Source organism: Nocardiopsis sp. NPDC058789, assembly GCF_042745575.1.
Classification (GTDB): domain Bacteria; phylum Actinomycetota; class Actinomycetes; order Streptosporangiales; family Streptosporangiaceae; genus Nocardiopsis; species Nocardiopsis eucommiae.
Window position 1 is genome coordinate 1 of sequence record NZ_JBHYOW010000009.1, and the last position, 16093, is coordinate 16093.

Below are 16093 nucleotides of genomic sequence, written 5' to 3' on the forward strand. Positions count from 1 at the left end.
GTGCGTCGGGGCCAAAACAAACATGGCTTAAAGAAAATCAAACACGCGCTGTTGAGTTCTCAAGAAACAATCGCTCTTCCCGTACAAGCGCCAGAGTCCGAGACTCTGTCTGCTCTTCCGGAGAAGGCTTTCTGCGTTTCCACCGCCTGAGCGGCTTCTACGCTTTGTTGTGTCTTTACTTTATCAGGTGTTCCGCGCCCCGCCAAATCGGCGGTTTCGCTTTCAAACCTGATCCGGAGAAAGAATTCCCGGTGCTTCTTCCGCCTCGCGTTTCCGCTGGGCTTTCGAAGCAACTCCCCGAGCCTACATGCCCCGAGCGACTGCTCGAACCACTCTGTTTCGGGAGGACGTCGTGATCGCGGCCCGGTGCCGAGCCGAAACCGTGAAGGTTCCGCTCGCCGTCCCGCAGCGACTCGCTGAGTCTAGGTAACTGCTCCGGAGACGTCAAATCCGCCCGGACTAGGGGAACCCCGGTCTGCCCGGACCTTCCGCGTGGACCCGAAAGTCCCCGTGATCCAGGGTCCTTCGCCGGTCCGCGGAGCGACGCCCCTTCGGCTCGGCCCCCACGGACGGAGACCGGCGCTTGGCGTGGCTTGCTTGTCAGACACCAACCGTCATGCCCAACCCGGAGTCCGGTCAAACACCGGTCAGGGATTCGTTTCCCCGCCATGGCCCGGACCGGCTGAGGGCGGGTGCGGGACCCCTCCGGATCCCGCACCCGCCCTCACCCTCGCCGACGCGACCGGCCGGCCTTCGGGCTCAGACGATCTCGGCCAGTTCACGGGCGAGCTGCCGGAAGGCGATCCCCCGGTGGCTGATCGCGTTCTTCTCCTCCGGCGACAGTTCCGCCGCGGTGCGGGTCTCCCCCTCGGGAACGAAGACCGGGTCGTAGCCGAACCCGTTGACCCCCCGACGTTCTCCGACCAGACGTCCGCGCAGCACGCCCTCCGCCACGGCCTCGGTACCGTCCGGCATCACCAGGACCGCCGCGCAGACGAACTCCGCTCCCCGACGGTCCGCCGGGGTGTCCGCGAGCTGGTCCAACACCAGGTCCAGGTTGGCCCTGTCCTGGTCCCCCTCACCGAAGCGCCCGGCCCAGCGCGCGGACAGCACTCCGGGCATCCCCCGGAGTTCGTCCACGCTCAGGCCCGAGTCGTCCGCGACGGCGGGGAGACCCGTGTGCGCCGCGATCGCCCGTGCCTTGAGCAGAGCGTTGCCGATGAAGGAGGGTTCGGTCTCGGGGACCTCGGGTGCGTCCGGGAACGCGTCCAGGGCCAGGACCTCCGCCGCCACCCCGGCCTCCGCCAGGATGGCGCACATCTCCGGCACCTTCTTCGCGTTGCGCGTCGCCAGGACGAGCTTCACCGTGCCTCCTCCGCTCTCACCGTTGCACTTCCCGGGGAGCTCCCCCGGGGAGCGGTACCGGTTCGGTCCGGTCCGCTCACGACAGTCACTCCGACAGCGCCTTCTTCTGGATGGCGGTCAGCTCCTCGCACCCGCCGGAGGCGAGGTCGAGGAGCTTGTTCAGCAGTTCGCGGTCGAAGGCGGCTCCCTGGCCCTCGGCGGTGCCCTGCACCTCCACGAACTTCCCGTCACCGGTGAGCACGACGTTCATGTCGGTGTCGGCGACCGAGTCCTCCAGGTAGTTCAGGTCCAGCCGGGGCTGCCCCTGCACCACACCGACGCTGACAGCGGCCACCGAGCCGGTCAGCGGGTTGTTCTTGAGCTTGCGCCGCTTGCGCAGGTGCTTCATCGCGTCGGCCAGGGCCACGTAGGCGCCGGTCACCGCGGCGGTGCGGGTGCCGCCGTCGGCCTGGAGCACGTCGCAGTCCAGGGTGATGGTGTGTTCGCCCATCGCCTTGAAATCGACGACGGCGCGCAGGGAGCGGCCGATGAGGCGGGAGATCTCGTGGGTGCGCCCGCCGATCTTGCCGCGCACCGACTCACGGGCGCCTCGGGTGTCCGTGGAGCGCGGGAGCATCGCGTACTCGGCCGTGACCCAGCCCTCGCCGGTACCCCGGCGCCAGCGGGGCACACCGTCCTCGACGGTGGCCGCGCAGAGCACGCGCGTGTCCCCGAACTCGATGAGGGCGGAGCCCTCCGCGTGGCGGAGCCAGTTGCGGTGGATGTTCACAGGGCGAAGTTGGGTCGGAACGCGTCCGTCAGGTCGAGCCATGGACACGAGCGTATATCGGCACGGTGTTCCACGGTGTTGGGGCCGGGCGCTACCGGTCGGGTGGGACCCGCGCCACACGGGCCCCACCCGTCTCCCCTTTCACTGTCACGGTCCCGCCCCAGGGGTGAACCGGCGTGTCCGTGACCCTCCGTGTTTCGGTCGGGTCCGAGTACCGGTCTCGCGGAACGGTCAGGCTCAGGCGCCGACCTCGCGGACCTCGCCGCCCCGGGCCAGTTCGATGGGGCCCTCATACGTACCGCGCGCCTCGGCCAGCGTGACGTCGTCGTCGTTCCACGGCACCAGGTGGGTCAGCAGCAGCTTGCGCGCCCCGGCCCTGGTGGCGTGGTCGCCGGCCTCGCTGCCGGTGAGGTGCATGTCCTTCGGGTGTTCCACGTGGTCGTGGAAGGCGGCCTCGCAGAGGAACAGGTCGGTGTCGCGGGCGAGGTCGACCAGGGAGTCACAGGAACCGGTGTCGCCGGAGTAGACGAGGCTGACGCCGTCGTGTTCCAGGCGGATACCGAAGGCGTCGACGGGGTGGTTGACGCGGGCGACACGGGCGGTCATGGGACCGATCCGGAACTCACCCGGGGTGAGTTCGTGGAAGTCGAAGACCTCGGTCATACCGGGGTCGGGGTCCAGCCCGTAGATCTCCGCGAGGCGGTCCGCGACGCCCTCGGGCCCGTACACGGGGATCGGGGGCTTGGCGCCGCCGGGGGAGTACATCCGGGCGACCCAGTAGGCACACATGTCCGCGCAGTGGTCCGTGTGCAGGTGGCTGAGGTAGACGGCGTCGACGGAGTACAGGTCGGCGTGGCGCTGGAGGGCGCCGAGGGCGCCGTTGCCCAGGTCGAGCAGGAGCCGGAAGCCGTCGGCCTCCACCAGGTAACAGGAGGCCGGACTGTCCGGCCCGGGGAAGCTCCCGGAGGACCCGATAATCGTGAGTCGCACGTCGTCGTCGCCTTTTCGATCGGCCGCACTGCTTCCGTGGCCCCTTGGTGACGTGTGCGGGGAGAGCGGTGGGCGGCTGGTTCTGCGGATGTCCCGTTGTTACGGGTGTACCCCAATGGCCGCCTGGGTGGTACAAAATGTGGCCCGCATCTCAGGCGACGTGCATCACGTGTGAATTTTTCACACCGATTGACCAGATATGACCGGTTCACCGTTCCCGAGTTCAGGACAGGAACCGACCTGTGGGGGAACGTACCGGAGGCCGGTTCCCCGTGGGAAACCGGCCTCCGTGACACTGCGGCGGTCCCGGGACGGGCACCGGACGCGTCCACCCCGGACACCGCCCGGTCCGCGCCGTCCCGGCCCCCGGTCAGGCCCAGAGCTGGCCCTCCAGGCGCTCCTCCGCCTCCTCGACGGTGCCCTCGTAGGCGCCGGTGGAGAGGTACTTCCACCCGGCGTCCGCGATGACGAACGCGATGTCGGCGCTCTCCCCCGCCTGTTCGGCCTTGCGGGCCATGCCCAGGGCCGCGTGGAGGGCTCCGCCCGTGGAGATGCCCGCGAAGATCCCCTCCTTGTGCAGGAGGTCGCGGGTCCGACGGAGCGCCGCGTCCGAGGGGACGGAGAAACGGGTGGTGAGCACGGACTCGTCGTAGAGCTCCGGAACGAAACCCTCGTCGAGGTTGCGCAGCCCGTAGACCAGCTCCCCGTACCTCGGCTCGGCGGCCACGATCCGCACGTCCGGCTTGTGTTCGCGCAGGTACCTACCGACCCCCATGAGGGTTCCGGTGGTACCGAGCCCCGCCACGAAGTGCGTGATCTCCGGCAGGTCGGCCAGCAGCTCGGGCCCGGTCGTCTCGTAGTGGGCCCGCGCGTTGGCCTGGTTGCCGTACTGGTAGAGCATCACCCAGTCGGGGTTCTCCTCGGCCATCCTCCTGGCGACCCGGACGGCCTCGTTCGAACCGCCCGCGGCGTCGGAGTAGTGGACCTCGGCGCCCCACATGGCCAGCAGCGTCTTGCGTTCGTCCGAGGTGTTCTCCGGCATGACGCAGACCATGCGGTAGCCGCGCAGCTTGGCGACCATGGCCAGCGAGATCCCGGTGTTCCCCGACGTCGGCTCCAGGATGGTGCATCCCGGGGAGAGCAGCCCGTCCTTCTCGGCCTGCTCGATCATGAAGAACGCGGCGCGGTCCTTGATCGAGCCGGTGGGGTTGCGATCCTCCAGCTTCGCCCACAGCCGGACCTCCGGCGAGGGCGAGAGCCGAGGCAGGCCGACCAGCGGCGTGCCTCCGAGGGAGTCGAGCAGGGAGTCGTAGCGCATTACTTCCTCAGCGAGAGCCGCCCGCGACGGCGGGCAGGACGGTCACGTTGTCGCCGTCGGAGAGCTTGGCCTCCAGACCGCCGACGAAGCGGACGTCCTCGTCGTTCAGGTAGACGTTGATGAACCGGCGCAGCTTGCCGCCGTCCACCAGGCGCTCGGCGATGCCGGGGTACTGCTGGTCCAGGTCGGTGACCAGGTCACTGAGGGTGTCGCCGGACCCCTTGACGACCTTCTCGTCGTTGGTCAGGTTGCGCAGGATGGTGGGGATGCGGACCTCGATGGCCATGAAGGTGACTCCGTAAACGGTCGTTGTTGTGCGTTCAGGTCCAACAGGCGGCCCGCCGGTGGCATTCCGTGGGCCGTCGGGGCGTCCAGTGGACGCGTACCTACCGGTCCGCGCCGGAGCCGCCGCCGTCGACGATCTCGACGGGCTCCTCGGTGACCTCACCGTCGATGATCCGGAAGGAACGGAACTCGGCGGTGTCCGGCTCGCGGGTGGACACGAGGACGTAGTGGGCCTGGGGCCACTGCGCGTACGTGATGTCGGTGCGCGAGGGGTAGGCCTCGGTCGCGGTGTGGGAGTGGTAGATCACGACGAACTCCTCGTCGCGGTCCCACAGTTCGTCGTAGACCTTCTTGTACTCGGTCGAGTCGAACTCGTAGAACGTCGGGGAGCGTGCCGCGTTCAGCATCTCGATGATCCGCTCCGGGCGGTCGGAGCCCTCGGGCCCCGCGACGACACCGCACGCCTCGTCGGGGTGGTCGCGTCGCGCGTGGGCGACGATCTGGTCGTGGATGGAGCGGTCGATCCTCAGCATGGCTCCAGGGTACCCACATCCGCTTCTCTACCAACCAAGTGGGTATTAATGGGTGCGAGGTCACCCCGCGCACCGCCCCGACGCAGGTGGGGCGCGCGTACCCGCCCAGACCGGAACACGTAGGCTCGCCCCTATGAGCGAGGACAGCAGCAGCGCGCTGCTCACCGACCACTACGAACTGACGATGCTCCAGGGAGCCCTGCACAGCGGGGCCGCCGCACGCCGGTCGGTGTTCGAGATGTTCGGCCGACGCCTGCCGGAGGGCCGACGCTACGGCGTCGTGGCGGGGACCGGCCGGTTCCTGGACCTGCTGGAGCGCTTCCGCTTCGGGCGGGAGGAACTGGACTTCCTGTCCGACCACGGCGTCGTGGACGAGACCACACTGAACTGGCTCTCGGAGTACCGCTTCTCCGGGGACGTGTGGGGATACGGCGAGGGCGAGGCCTACTTCCCGGGGTCACCGATCCTGGTCGTGGAGGGCACGTTCGCCGAGGCCGTGATCCTGGAGACCCTCGCGCTGTCCGTGTACAACCACGACAGCGCCATCGCCTCCGCGGCCACCCGGATGCGCGTGGCCGCCGGAGACCGGCCCCTGATCGAGATGGGTTCCCGGCGCACCCACGAGCGCTCGGCCGTCGCCGCGGCCCGCGCCGCCTACGTCGCCGGGTTCTCGACCTCCTCCAACCTGGAGGCGGGACGCAGCTTCGGGGTGCCGACCGGCGGCACGGCGGCGCACGCGTTCACCCTGCTGCACGACAGCGAACGGCACGCCTTCAGGGCCCAGCTGGAGTCCATGGGTACCGGGACCACACTCCTCGTCGACACCTACGACGTCGAACGCGCGGTCCGGCACGCGGTGGACCTGGCCGGGCCCGAACTCGGCGCCATCCGGATCGACTCCGGGGACCTGGGCACGACCGCCTCCCGGGTCCGCAGGCAGCTGGACGACCTCGGCGCGACCGGGACCCGCATCGTGGTCACCGGAGACCTGGACGAGCACTCGATCCAGGCGCTGGCGGTGGCCCCGGTGGACGGCTACGGAGTGGGTACGTCCCTGGTGACGGGGTCGGGCGCGCCGACCGTGTCCCTGGTGTACAAGCTGGTGGCGCGGGCGCGCGGTCTGGAGCCGGACGCTCCACTGGAGCCGGTCGCCAAGCGCTCCGTCGGCAAGCCGAGCCGGGGCGGCCGCAAGTGGGCGGTCCGGCGGCTGGACGACAAGGGGATCGCCGTGGCCGAGGAGGTGTACCCGCACGAGCCGTCCGACCAGGTCGGCACCCGTCCGCTGCTGCGTCCGCTGGTCGCCGGCGGCGAGGTCGTGGGTCACGAGAGCGTGCACGACGCGCGGGAACGCCACCGCGCGACGGTGGCCGAGCTCCCCGAACAGGCGTTGAGGATGTCCCGGGGGGACGTCGCTCTGGCGACCGTCTTCCACTGATCCGGGCCACCCCGCCGATCCCCACCGGTTTCTCGACGACAAGGAAGTGAGGTGCCGACATGACCAGGGCACTCATCGTGGTGGACCTGCAGAACGACTTCTGTGAGGGCGGGAGCCTGGGTGTGACGGGGGCGGCCCGTACCGCGGCCGCCGTCACCGAGCTCGCTCGGACCGGCGACTACGACCACGTGGTCGCCACCCGTGACCACCACATCGACCCGGGGGCGCACTTCTCGGACGACCCCGACTTCGTGGACAGCTGGCCCCGGCACTGCGTGGTGGGAACCCCCGGCGCGGAGTTCCACGCCGACTTCGACGCCTCGGTGGCCGAGGAGGTCTTCAGCAAGGGCCAGTACGAGGCGGCCTACAGCGGCTTCGAGGGCACGGCCGGGGACGGCGAGACGACTCTGGCGGACTGGCTGCGTGAGCGCGCCGTGGACGAGGTGGACGTGGTGGGTGTGGCCACCGACCACTGCGTGCGCGCGACCGCTGTGGACGCCGCGGGTGAGGGGATCCGGACCCGGGTCCTGCTCGGTCTGACCGCGGGCGTCTCCCGGCCCACGGTGGACGCGGCGCTGGAGCGGCTGCGGGAGGCCGGTGTGGAGCTGGAGGGCGAGCCGCTGGTGGGCTGAGCCCGGTGGCGGTCCCGTCCGGGGCCCGTGACGACCGCGGGGGGCGGTGGTGACCGGGTCACCGCCGCCCCCCGGTGTCCGGCCAGGGAGAGTTTTCTCGGATGCTTTCGCCGGTGGCGGCGGAGCCGCCATCGATGCGAGCGGCCGCGAGCGCGGAACTAGAAGGACACGGTCTAGTCGATGCCGATGGCGGCGCGGACGTCGCCCAGGACGCGGCGGGCGCGTGAACGGGCGCGTTCGAGACCCGAGTCGAGGATCTCGTCGAGTTCGGTCTCCGAGGCCATGAGCTCCTCGTACCGCTCGCGCTTGGGGCCGAGCTCGGTGTTGACGGCCTCGAAGAGCTCCTTCTTGAGGTCGCCCCAGCCCATGCCGCCCGCTTCCAGGCGCTGCCGCACGTCGGCCACCTTCTCCGCGTCGGCGAAGTGCGTGAGCAGCTGGAACGGGATCGAGGTGTCCGGGTCCTTGGGGTCCTCGACGGGGGTGGAGTCCGTGGGGATGCGGTTGATGGCCTTGCGGAGCTTCTTCTCCGGCAGGAAGAGCGGGATGTGGTTGTCGTAGGACTTGCTCATCTTGCGGCCGTCGGTCCCCGGCAGGATGCTCGCTTCGCTGTCGTCGATGACGCCCTTGGGGACGGGGAAGCTGTAGCTGTCGCCGTACCGGTGGTTGAAGTACCCGGCGATGTCGGCGGTGTACTCGATGTGCTGGGACTGGTCCCGCCCGACGGGGACGCGCTCGCCCTCCATGATGAGGATGTCGGCGGCCATGAGCACCGGGTAGTTGTACAGCCCCATGTTGATGCCGGAGTCGAGCTCGGCGATGCCCGCCTCGGTGTTGCGGTCGCGCGCGGCCTTGTAGGCGTGCGCGCGGTTCATGAGGCCCTTGGGGGTGAGGGTGCTCAGGATCGTGGTGAGCTCGAAGGTCTCGGGGATGCTGGACTGGCGGTAGAAGACCGTGCGCTCGGGGTCCAGGCCGCAGGCCAGCCAGGTGGCAGCGCCCGACCGGATGCTCTGGCGGAGCTCGTCCGCGTCCTTGATGATGTTGAGCGCGTGGTAGTCCGCGATGAAGTAGAAGGTGTCGTAGCCCTCGGCCGCCGCGAGGGCGGGCTTGATCGCGCCGACGTAGTTGCCCAGGTGGAAGTCGCCGGTGGGCTTGATCCCGGTCAGATAGGTGTTCGCTGCCATGTCTCCAGCCTATCGACGCCGCCCAGCGACCCGGCCGCCCCGGACACGCCTGCGGCGCCCCGCCGGGCGGGGCGCCGCAGGCGCGGGAACCGGACCGGTCAGACCCGGGCGGGCCCGCTTCGGAAGGCCGCCCAGTGTTCGGCCATACGTTCGGTCTGGCCCTGCGTGAAGTGGGTCATGCAGGCGTCGTCGCTGTAGTTCATGAAGTTGGTGACGGGGTCGAGTCCCGGGAGTTCGGGGCAGCTGTCCCGGCCCTCCGGGCAGCCCGCCGCCGCCTCGCGCTCGTACGGGGTGTCGTCCACGTAGTCCCCCGGGCTCTGGCAGCCGTTCTGGAACGTGTGGAACAGGCCCAGCCAGTGGCCGACCTCGTGGGTGCCGGTGTGCCCCTCGTTGAAGCGGTCGCGCGTCCCGCCCGGGAGGGTGTCGTGGGCGATGACGACGCCGTCCGCGTCGGGGGCCTCGGCGTAGTCCTGGGGGAAGGTGGAGTAGCCGAGCAGACCGGAGCCGAGCTGCGTGGTGTAGACGTTGAGCGTCTCGGGGCCGCCCTGGCGCAGCTCGGACCGGATGGTGTCGCGGTGGCGGTCGAAGTCACTGAACCAGGCGTCGTTCACGGTGCGGGTGACGTCCGAGAGCTCGAAGCGGAAACCCGTGTCGGTGCCCTCGGATCCGAGCGCGTAGCCGCCTTCGTAGGCCTTGTTGAGGACGTCGACCTGTTCCTGGATCCGCTGGTCGGTGACGTCGCCCCGGCCGTCCTCGGCGGAGATCACGTGCACGGCCACCGGCACCGTGGTCTGCTCGACGATCTCGCGGTCGTGCTCGGCCGCCAGGGCGTCGCGCAGCCGCTCCTCGTACTCGGCCGCCTTCTCCGGGGTGATCTCCACCTCGGAGCCCTCCCCCGCCCCGGGGTCGGAGACCCTGGTGGAGGCCGCGCGGGCGGCGGTGTCGACGGCGTCGGTGTCCCGGTCCCCCTCGGGGGGACAGTACTGGTCCGAGGCGAGCGGCCCCCCGGCCCGCTGTGGTTCGGGGTGGGCGGGTTCTGGCAGCGAGCTCGCCACCAGACCGGTCAGCGCGAGTGCGCACAGGGACAGGCCGGTCCAGGTCGCGGCTGAGCCTCCGCGTGGGCTTCGTCCAATCACCTCACGGACTGTAGTGGTCCGATTGCTGAGCGTTTGGTGAACTTGCCCGACCTTGCGAAGTGTTTGCCGTCCGACCTTCGGGCGGGGCCCGGGCCACAGCGACCGGGGCCGTCCCCGCGCCCCTCTCCCGCCGTGGGCTACTTCTGGCCCACGGCCCAGGCTCTGAGCTTGGCGATGCGCTCACGGATCTGCGGCGGTGTGGCCTGCGCGACCGGCGGTCCCCCGCAGGCGCGGCGCAGCTCGTTGTGGATGACGCCGTGCGGCTTGCCGGTGCGATGGTGCCACGCGCCGACCAGGTTGCTCAGGTCCTTGCGCAGCTCGGCCAGGACCTCGTGCGTGGGCCCCGACTCCTCCTCCGGCTCCGTCGTCCCCCGGGCCTTGAGCTGGCTCGCGTGGATCTCCGCCTTGCGCTTGCGCAGCAGCTGGGAGACCTGGTCCGGCTCCAGCAGCCCGGGCAGTCCGAGGAAGTCCTCCTCCTCACTCGACCCGGCGGCCCCTCCCCCGTACTCCAGACCGTCGTACAGCGCGCGGTCGAACTCGGCGGCGGACTCCATGGTCTCGAAGGGGAGCTCCTCCCCCGCGTCCGGAGAGTCCTTCTTCTTGTTGGCCTCCTTGAGGAGGTCCTCCTCGGGGTACTCGTCGTCCGAGGGCTGCTTGTCCAGGACGTGGTCCCGCTCGCGCTCCATCTCCCCCGCGTACTCCAGCAGGGTCGGCACCGAGGGCAGGAACACCGACGCCACCTCGCCGCGCTGGCGGACCCGCACGAAACGGCCGATGGCCTGGGCGAAGAACAGCGCGGTACTGGTGGATGTGGCGTACACGCCCACCATCAGCCGGGGGACGTCCACCCCCTCCGAGACCATGCGGACCGCGACCATCCAGCGGTCGTCGCTCTTCGAGAACCGGGTGATCTTCTTCGAGGCGGTGGGGTCGTCGGACAGGACCACCGTGGCGCCCTTGCCGGTGATCTGCCGCAGGATGCGCGAGTAGGCGCGGGCGTTCTCGTGGTCGCTGGCGATCACCAGCCCGCCCGCGTCCGCGTGGGTCTTGCGGACCTCGGTCAGCCTGCGGTCCGCGGCCTGGAGGACCTTCTTGATCCAGTCGCCCTTGGGATCGAGCGCGGCCCGCCACGCCTGGGACAGCGCGTCCTTCGTGAGGGGTTCGCCGAGTCGGGCGGCGAGTTCGTCACCCGCCCGGGTCCGCCACCGCATCTCGCCGGAGTAGGCCATGAAGATGACCGGGCGGACGACCCCGTCCTCCAGGGCGGGCGCGTACCCGTAGCTGTAGTCCCACGAGCAGCGGCGCACCCCCGCCCCGTCCTGGACGTAGTCCACGAAAGGGATGGGGTTGATGTCGGACCGGAACGGGGTCCCGGTGAGCGAGAGCCGCCGTGTGGCCGGGTCGAAGGCCTCCCGGACGGCGTCGCCCCAGGAGAGGGCGTCGCCCGCGTGGTGGACCTCGTCGAAGATGACCAGGGTCTTGCGCGCCTCGGTGCGGTTGCGGTGCAGCATCGGGTGGGCGGCGATCTGGGCGTAGGTGACGGCCACGCCGACGTACTGGCGGCCGAGGGCGCCCTGCCCGTTCCTGAAGTCGGGGTCGATGGCGATCCCGAACCGGGCCGCCGCCTCCGCCCACTGCTTCTTGAGGTGCTCGGTGGGGCAGACGATGGTGATCGCGCGTACGGCGTGCCGCTGGAGGAGCTCGCTCGCCAGCGTGAGGGCGAAGGTGGTCTTGCCCGCCCCGGGCGTGGCCACGGCGAGGAAGTCGCGTGGCTGCCTGCGGAAGTACTCCTCGAAGGCCTCCCGCTGCCAGGCCCGAAGGCCGCTCAGGCGGCTCTCCGTCGTGGTCTGCGTCACCGTCATTCGTTCCGTCCCCCGTTACTCACCTGCTTGAGGTTAGCGGCCGCCGGAGACCGTATCGGGAGCTCCGGCGGTGGCGCCGGGCACAGCGGTCACCCCGGGCGTGTCCGGCGATCGGGGCGCGGGGTCGGCCCCCGTGCCCGCCGCACCCCCCACGACGAGGCGGCACGGTGCCTGCCGCACCGCGCCGCGCCGTCGTTCGGGATCCGTGCCGGGCCCCCTCTCGGGAAGGCCCCCGTTCCCTGGTTCAGTCCGCCCCCTCGCCGGAGACCTCCGTCCCCTCGGGGTCCGCCTCACCGGTCGCCGGGTCGGTCTCCCCGGCGGGGGCCTCGCCCCCGACCCCGGACATGTCGACGGCACCGTCGTTGAACGGCATGTGCGGGGAGAGCGCCGGGAAGGCGAAGAACCACAGCAGGGCGGCCGCGCCCGCCAGGAGGCCCACCGACATGATGAACTTCGAGGCCCAGGGGCCGGGCAGGATACGCCAGATCAGACCGTACATTCGTGCGTCCCTTCCCCTAGGCGTCCGGTGCCATGTGGGCGATGCTGTCGGGCATGCCCTCGGACTTGGGTGTGGTCTCGGTGAGTTCGGCCCAGACGATGAGCCGGTGCGTGTTGTTGAGCTTGGGCGCGCACGTGGTGAGGGTGAGCAGGGCCCGTTCGGGGTCCTCCTCGGAGGCCTCCTCGAAGGGGTCCGGGTTCACCACCCAGAAGTCCTCGGGCAGCACGGTCTCCTCACGGAAGACCTCGTAGGTGTAGAAGTTCTCGCCGTCCTCCAACACCATGACGTCGCCGTCGTCGAGCAGGTCCAGGTCCCAGAAGAGACCGGGCGTGCGGTGCGCGGCGACGCCGTAGTTGCCGAGCTGGCCGGGCGCGCTGTCGAACTCCGTGTAGCGGCCGGGGCTGTACCGGATGTCGTCGGGGGTGGTGCCGTTGACCACCACCCAGTCCAGGTCCAGGCTCGGGACGTACAGGCGGCTGTCGGCGCTGCCCGGGAGGGGTTCGGAGTCCGGGCCGCGCTCGTCGGCGGCGGCCCAGGCCTCGTCCAGTCCGTCGGCCAGCCCCTGCTGCTCCCGGTCGGTCTCCCACTGGGAGCCGTACACCTCGTAGGAGGCGTAGAAGAGCATCAGCAGACCCACGGTCAGGAGAACCTCGCCGAAGAAGCGGACGACGCCCCGGACGACGTCGCCGGGGGTGGCTCGTGGTTTGGGACGGCGCCGACGGCCCCGTGGGGGCCGCTCGCGCCCTTCGCCCGAGGGGTGGGGCTCATCATGGGACTGCCGTTCAGTTGTGGACACCAATACGACCTACTCCTGTGGACGCTTTCGTGTGCACCCGGGCGGCCGGAGGGGGACGACGAGCGGGACCCCCGTACGCGGATGCGGCAGAACTTCGACCTCGTGTCGGTACACAGCGCTGAGGAGTGACGAGCTGAACACGTCGGTGGGGGTTCCCCGCGCGGCGACCTGTCCTCCGGAGAGTACCGCCACACGATGGGCGTACGCGGCCGCAAGCCCCAAATCGTGCAGGACCACGATAACCGCCCCACCGCGGGCCGCGAGGTCGCGCGCGACGGAGAGTACGAGTTCCTGGTGGCGGATGTCCAGCGCGGCGGTGGGCTCGTCGAGGAGGAGCAGGTGGGTGTCCTGGGCCAGGACCCGGGCGAACATCACGCGGGCCCGTTCTCCCCCCGAGAGCGTGGGGAACCGGCGGTCGGCGAGGTGGGTGACACCGACCTCCGCCATGGCGGACCGGACCAGTGCGTCGTCCCGGTCCGGGGAGCTCAGCCCGGCCCAGGGCGCGCGGCCCATGGCGACGAGTTCGGTGACGGAGAACGGGAAGCTGACCGCCGCCTCCTGCGGCAGGACGGCCCGGCGCAGAGCGAGTTCGGGCGGGCTCCACTCCGGCAGCGGGCGGCCGAGCAGGCGCACCGTCCCGAAGTCGCGCTCACCCCGGGTCGGGCCTCCGGTGACGTCGCCCGACAGCGCGGACAGCAGGGTGGACTTGCCCGCGCCGTTCGGTCCGACCAGGGCGAGGAGCTCACCGGCGCGGACGGTGAGGTCGACCCCGTCGAGCAGGGCGCGCCCGCCCCGGCGGACGGTGAGGCCCTCCGCGCGCACGACCACGGAGCCGGGTTCGGATGGTGCGGGTGGGGCCGGTGCGCGGGTCAGGGGGGCGACGGCCGCCGCCCAGCCCCGCGCGAGGGCCGAACGCCGTGGGGCGCCCCCGGAGGGGGTGTCGGGGCTGGGGCCGGTGGTGTCGGGGGTACGCGTGGTGTCGGCGGTCACGACCACCCTCCCTGCTTGGCGCGGGTGCGGTAGAGGAGGAAGAAGAAGAACGGTCCGCCCAGGGCGGCGGTGACCACACCGAGCGGGATCTCGGCGGGCGCGGCGACCGTGCGGGCCAGCAGGTCGGCGGCGAGCAGCAGCAGTCCGCCGCCGAGCGCGGAGGCGGGCAGGAGCACCCGGTGGCCGGGTCCGGTCACCATGCGGATGATGTGCGGGACCACGAGCCCCACGAAGGCGACGACACCGGCGAAGGCGACCGCCGCCGACGTGAGCAGGGCCATGGCGCCGATGAGCACCAGGCGCATGCGTTCGACGTCCACGCCCAGGTGGCGGGCGGGCCCCTCCCCGAGGGCGAGCAGGTCCAGGCGGCGGGCGTAGACGGGGATCACCGACAGCCCGAGGAGCAGGCAGGGCGTGATCGCCGCGACCTTGGACCAGGTGGCGGTGGAGACGCTGCCCAGCTGCCAGAACGTGATGGTCTGGATCTCGGAGTCCTGCGAGAAGTTGGTCATCAGGCCGATCGCGGCACCGGCGATGGCGTTGACCGCGATACCGGTGAGCAGGAGGGTGACCACCTCGGTCCGGCCGCGTGAGCGGGCGAAGACGTACACGAACAGGGTCGTGGCCAGGCCGAACACGAAGGACGAGGCGATGACGGTCCAGTGGCCGAGCACCGTGATCCCCGTGAAGATGACGACGATCGCGCCGACCGCCGCTCCGGCGGAGACGCCGATCACCCCCGGTTCCGCGAGGGGGTTGCCGAAGACGCCCTGCATGATGGCGCCCGCGCTGCCCAGGGCCGCGCCGACCATGACGGCGAGGACGACGCGGGGCAGTCGTACGTCCCACAGGACGGTGCGGGCGATCTGGTCGGGTTCGGGGCCGACGTCGAGACCGGCCTCCTGGAGGAGTGACGCCGCCACCTGGACCGCCGGGATGGGGTAGGCGCCGGTCCCGGCGGCCACGACGGCGACGGTCACGAGGGTGGCGGCGAGCCCGCCGAGGAGAAGCCCGGCGCGCAGGCGGCGCGGGGCGCGGCCGTCGCCGTCCGGCGGGCTCGCGGTCGCGGTGGCGGGTCGTCGGCCGAGCGCGGTCACGCGGTGCCCCCGTCGTCGGGGATCGCCGCCAGCTCCTCGGCCAGGGCCACGATGACCTGGGGGGTGCGTGGCCCGAAGTTGAGCAGGACGCCGTCCTCGAAGTCGATGACGGCACCGTTCCGTCCGGCCGGGGTCTGGGCGACGCCGGGGATCTCGACCAGGCCCTCCACACCGCCCACCGACTCCAGGCCCTTGGTCATGACGAGGAGGACGTCCGGCTGGGCCTCGATGAGCGCCTCGGTCGTGATCGGTGTGAAGGGTGTGGTCAGACCCATCTCGACCCCGGCGTCACGGGCGCCGATCTCGGAGAGCATGGCGTCCGCGCCCGATCCGGGCCCGCCGAGGAGGTAGACCCCGGCGGTGCCGCGCAGGTAGAGGAAGGCGACGAGGGGGTCGCCGCTGGCCTCCAGGGAGGTCTCGCGCACCCCGGCCATCTGCTCCCGGGTGCGTTCGACCAGGCGGGAACCCGCGGCGGGGACGCCGAGCGCCTCCGCGACCCGCTCGAAGCGGGGGTACATCTCGTCGAAGGACCAGGCCTCCTCGACGATGACGACGGGGACGCCGCTGCGCTGGACCTGTTCGATCACCTCGGGCGGTCCGGTCTGGGTGTCGGCCAGGACCACCGTGGGCCTCAGCGCGAGGACGGACTCGGCGGAGACGTCGTGGCCCTCGCTGACCACGGGCAGGTCGGCGGCCTCGTCGAAGGTGGCGGCGACGTCGCGGCCGACCACCCGGTCGCCGAGGCCGAGGGTGAAGACGATCTCCGCGAGCCCGCCGGTGAGCGGGAGGACGCGGCTGGCGTCGGTGACCTCGACCTCCTCGTACTCCAGGGGGTCGGTGCTGGTGCGGTAGGGGTCGAGGACGACCGAGTCGACGGTGACGGGGAGTTCGGGGTCGGGGACGTCCGCCAGGATCTGGAGCCGGTTCTCGGCGAGTGCGGGGATGTCCTCGCCCGCCGACGCGTCCTCGGGGGCGGGGGATCCGGTGCAGGAGGTCAGGGCGAGGGCGCAGGCCACGGCGAGCAGGACGGCGGCCGGTCCTGTTCCTGGGTGTCCACGCAGGGGGGATCGGGGGACGGCGTGAGGCATGGCGGTCGCTTTCGATGTGGTCCGTGTGCCGGGGTGTCGCCGGGGAGCGGGGGCGCGACACGGCACTTTTCACGACAGGTCGTCATCTTCTTGACAACCGTGGCGGTGTGGTGTTCC

16 protein-coding genes are annotated in these 16093 nt (G+C 70.9%); 2 read left to right on the top strand and 14 right to left on the bottom strand.

Translation table 11 applies throughout. The features are described from left to right. Positions 1-759: 759 nt before the first annotated feature. The 6 genes from rdgB to ACFW3L_RS14880 form a co-directional block, all read right to left on the bottom strand. The gene (gene rdgB, locus ACFW3L_RS14855; RefSeq protein WP_378740514.1) at positions 760-1365 is read right to left on the bottom strand and encodes an RdgB/HAM1 family non-canonical purine NTP pyrophosphatase; all 606 of its coding nucleotides are present in this window, start codon (positions 1363-1365) and stop codon (positions 760-762) included. A gap of 85 nt (positions 1366-1450) precedes the next feature. After that, entirely contained in the window at positions 1451-2176 is a 726-nt protein-coding gene (rph, locus tag ACFW3L_RS14860; protein ID WP_378740516.1) for a ribonuclease PH, read from the bottom strand. Positions 2177-2371: 195 nt separating this feature from the next. Beyond that, the gene (locus ACFW3L_RS14865; RefSeq protein WP_378740518.1) at positions 2372-3124 is read right to left on the bottom strand and encodes an MBL fold metallo-hydrolase; all 753 of its coding nucleotides are present in this window, start codon (positions 3122-3124) and stop codon (positions 2372-2374) included. Between the two features lie 370 nt (positions 3125-3494). Then, on the bottom strand, positions 3495-4442 hold the full coding sequence (locus ACFW3L_RS14870) for a PLP-dependent cysteine synthase family protein (protein ID WP_378740520.1): 948 nt from the start codon (positions 4440-4442) through the stop codon (positions 3495-3497). A gap of 7 nt (positions 4443-4449) precedes the next feature. Further along, positions 4450-4728, bottom strand: coding sequence for a MoaD family protein (locus ACFW3L_RS14875; protein ID WP_378740522.1), 279 nt, complete (start codon positions 4726-4728; stop codon positions 4450-4452). Between the two features lie 100 nt (positions 4729-4828). Continuing rightward, complete coding sequence (locus tag ACFW3L_RS14880; protein WP_352388708.1) at positions 4829-5260, bottom strand: M67 family metallopeptidase; 432 nt, start codon at positions 5258-5260, stop codon at positions 4829-4831. A gap of 133 nt (positions 5261-5393) precedes the next feature. Between ACFW3L_RS14880 and ACFW3L_RS14885 the strand changes: the two genes are divergently transcribed. Both ACFW3L_RS14885 and ACFW3L_RS14890 read left to right on the top strand, forming a co-directional pair. Next, the gene (locus ACFW3L_RS14885) at positions 5394-6695 is read left to right on the top strand and encodes a nicotinate phosphoribosyltransferase (RefSeq protein WP_378740524.1); all 1302 of its coding nucleotides are present in this window, start codon (positions 5394-5396) and stop codon (positions 6693-6695) included. Positions 6696-6754: 59 nt separating this feature from the next. Then, on the top strand, positions 6755-7327 hold the full coding sequence (locus ACFW3L_RS14890) for a nicotinamidase (RefSeq protein ID WP_378740526.1): 573 nt from the start codon (positions 6755-6757) through the stop codon (positions 7325-7327). 173 nt (positions 7328-7500) lie between these two features. On the opposite strand, the gene ACFW3L_RS14895 is transcribed toward ACFW3L_RS14890, so the two are convergent. The 8 genes from ACFW3L_RS14895 to ACFW3L_RS14930 all read right to left on the bottom strand — a co-directional run bounded on the left by ACFW3L_RS14895 (position 7501) and on the right by ACFW3L_RS14930 (position 15976). Continuing rightward, the gene (locus ACFW3L_RS14895; protein ID WP_378740528.1) at positions 7501-8508 is read right to left on the bottom strand and encodes a tryptophan--tRNA ligase; all 1008 of its coding nucleotides are present in this window, start codon (positions 8506-8508) and stop codon (positions 7501-7503) included. A 98-nt stretch (positions 8509-8606) separates the two neighbouring features. Beyond that, a complete protein-coding gene (locus tag ACFW3L_RS14900; protein WP_378740530.1) occupies positions 8607-9644 on the bottom strand; it encodes a zinc metalloprotease in 1038 nt (345 codons plus the stop codon). Between the two features lie 137 nt (positions 9645-9781). Further along, on the bottom strand, positions 9782-11506 hold the full coding sequence (locus ACFW3L_RS14905) for a DEAD/DEAH box helicase (RefSeq protein ID WP_378740532.1): 1725 nt from the start codon (positions 11504-11506) through the stop codon (positions 9782-9784). Between the two features lie 244 nt (positions 11507-11750). Continuing rightward, positions 11751-12005: a hypothetical protein gene (locus ACFW3L_RS14910; RefSeq protein ID WP_378740534.1), complete on the bottom strand. Its 255-nt coding sequence runs from the start codon at positions 12003-12005 to the stop codon at positions 11751-11753. Positions 12006-12021: 16 nt separating this feature from the next. After that, positions 12022-12804 carry a class E sortase gene (locus ACFW3L_RS14915; protein WP_378740536.1) on the bottom strand — a complete coding sequence of 261 codons (783 nt, stop codon included), beginning with the start codon at positions 12802-12804 and terminating at the stop codon, positions 12022-12024. A 6-nt stretch (positions 12805-12810) separates the two neighbouring features. After that, positions 12811-13674: a heme ABC transporter ATP-binding protein gene (locus tag ACFW3L_RS14920; protein WP_378741011.1), complete on the bottom strand. Its 864-nt coding sequence runs from the start codon at positions 13672-13674 to the stop codon at positions 12811-12813. Between the two features lie 113 nt (positions 13675-13787). Further along, positions 13788-14888 carry a FecCD family ABC transporter permease gene (locus tag ACFW3L_RS14925; protein WP_378740539.1) on the bottom strand — a complete coding sequence of 367 codons (1101 nt, stop codon included), beginning with the start codon at positions 14886-14888 and terminating at the stop codon, positions 13788-13790. Then, positions 14885-15976, bottom strand: a complete 1092-nt coding sequence (locus ACFW3L_RS14930; protein WP_378740541.1) for a hemin ABC transporter substrate-binding protein — start codon at positions 15974-15976, stop codon at positions 14885-14887. Before ACFW3L_RS14930 ends, ACFW3L_RS14925 begins: the two co-directional genes overlap by 4 nt. Positions 15977-16093 lie beyond the last annotated feature (117 nt).

Excerpts from the sequence above, each read along its gene's own strand:
- rph (WP_378740516.1), bottom strand. The coding sequence starts at position 2,176 with ATGGCTCGACCTGACGGACGCGTTCCGACCCAACTTCGCCCTGTGAAC.
- ACFW3L_RS14885 (WP_378740524.1), top strand. The coding sequence starts at position 5,394 with ATGAGCGAGGACAGCAGCAGCGCGCTGCTCACCGACCACTACGAACTG.
- ACFW3L_RS14910 (WP_378740534.1), bottom strand. The coding sequence starts at position 12,005 with ATGTACGGTCTGATCTGGCGTATCCTGCCCGGCCCCTGGGCCTCGAAG.
- ACFW3L_RS14905 (WP_378740532.1), bottom strand. The coding sequence starts at position 11,506 with ATGACGGTGACGCAGACCACGACGGAGAGCCGCCTGAGCGGCCTTCGG.
- ACFW3L_RS14870 (WP_378740520.1), bottom strand. The coding sequence starts at position 4,442 with ATGCGCTACGACTCCCTGCTCGACTCCCTCGGAGGCACGCCGCTGGTC.
- ACFW3L_RS14895 (WP_378740528.1), bottom strand. The coding sequence starts at position 8,508 with ATGGCAGCGAACACCTATCTGACCGGGATCAAGCCCACCGGCGACTTC.
- ACFW3L_RS14890 (WP_378740526.1), top strand. The coding sequence starts at position 6,755 with ATGACCAGGGCACTCATCGTGGTGGACCTGCAGAACGACTTCTGTGAG.
- ACFW3L_RS14930 (WP_378740541.1), bottom strand. The coding sequence starts at position 15,976 with ATGCCTCACGCCGTCCCCCGATCCCCCCTGCGTGGACACCCAGGAACA.
- ACFW3L_RS14875 (WP_378740522.1), bottom strand. The coding sequence starts at position 4,728 with ATGGCCATCGAGGTCCGCATCCCCACCATCCTGCGCAACCTGACCAAC.
- ACFW3L_RS14880 (WP_352388708.1), bottom strand. The coding sequence starts at position 5,260 with ATGCTGAGGATCGACCGCTCCATCCACGACCAGATCGTCGCCCACGCG.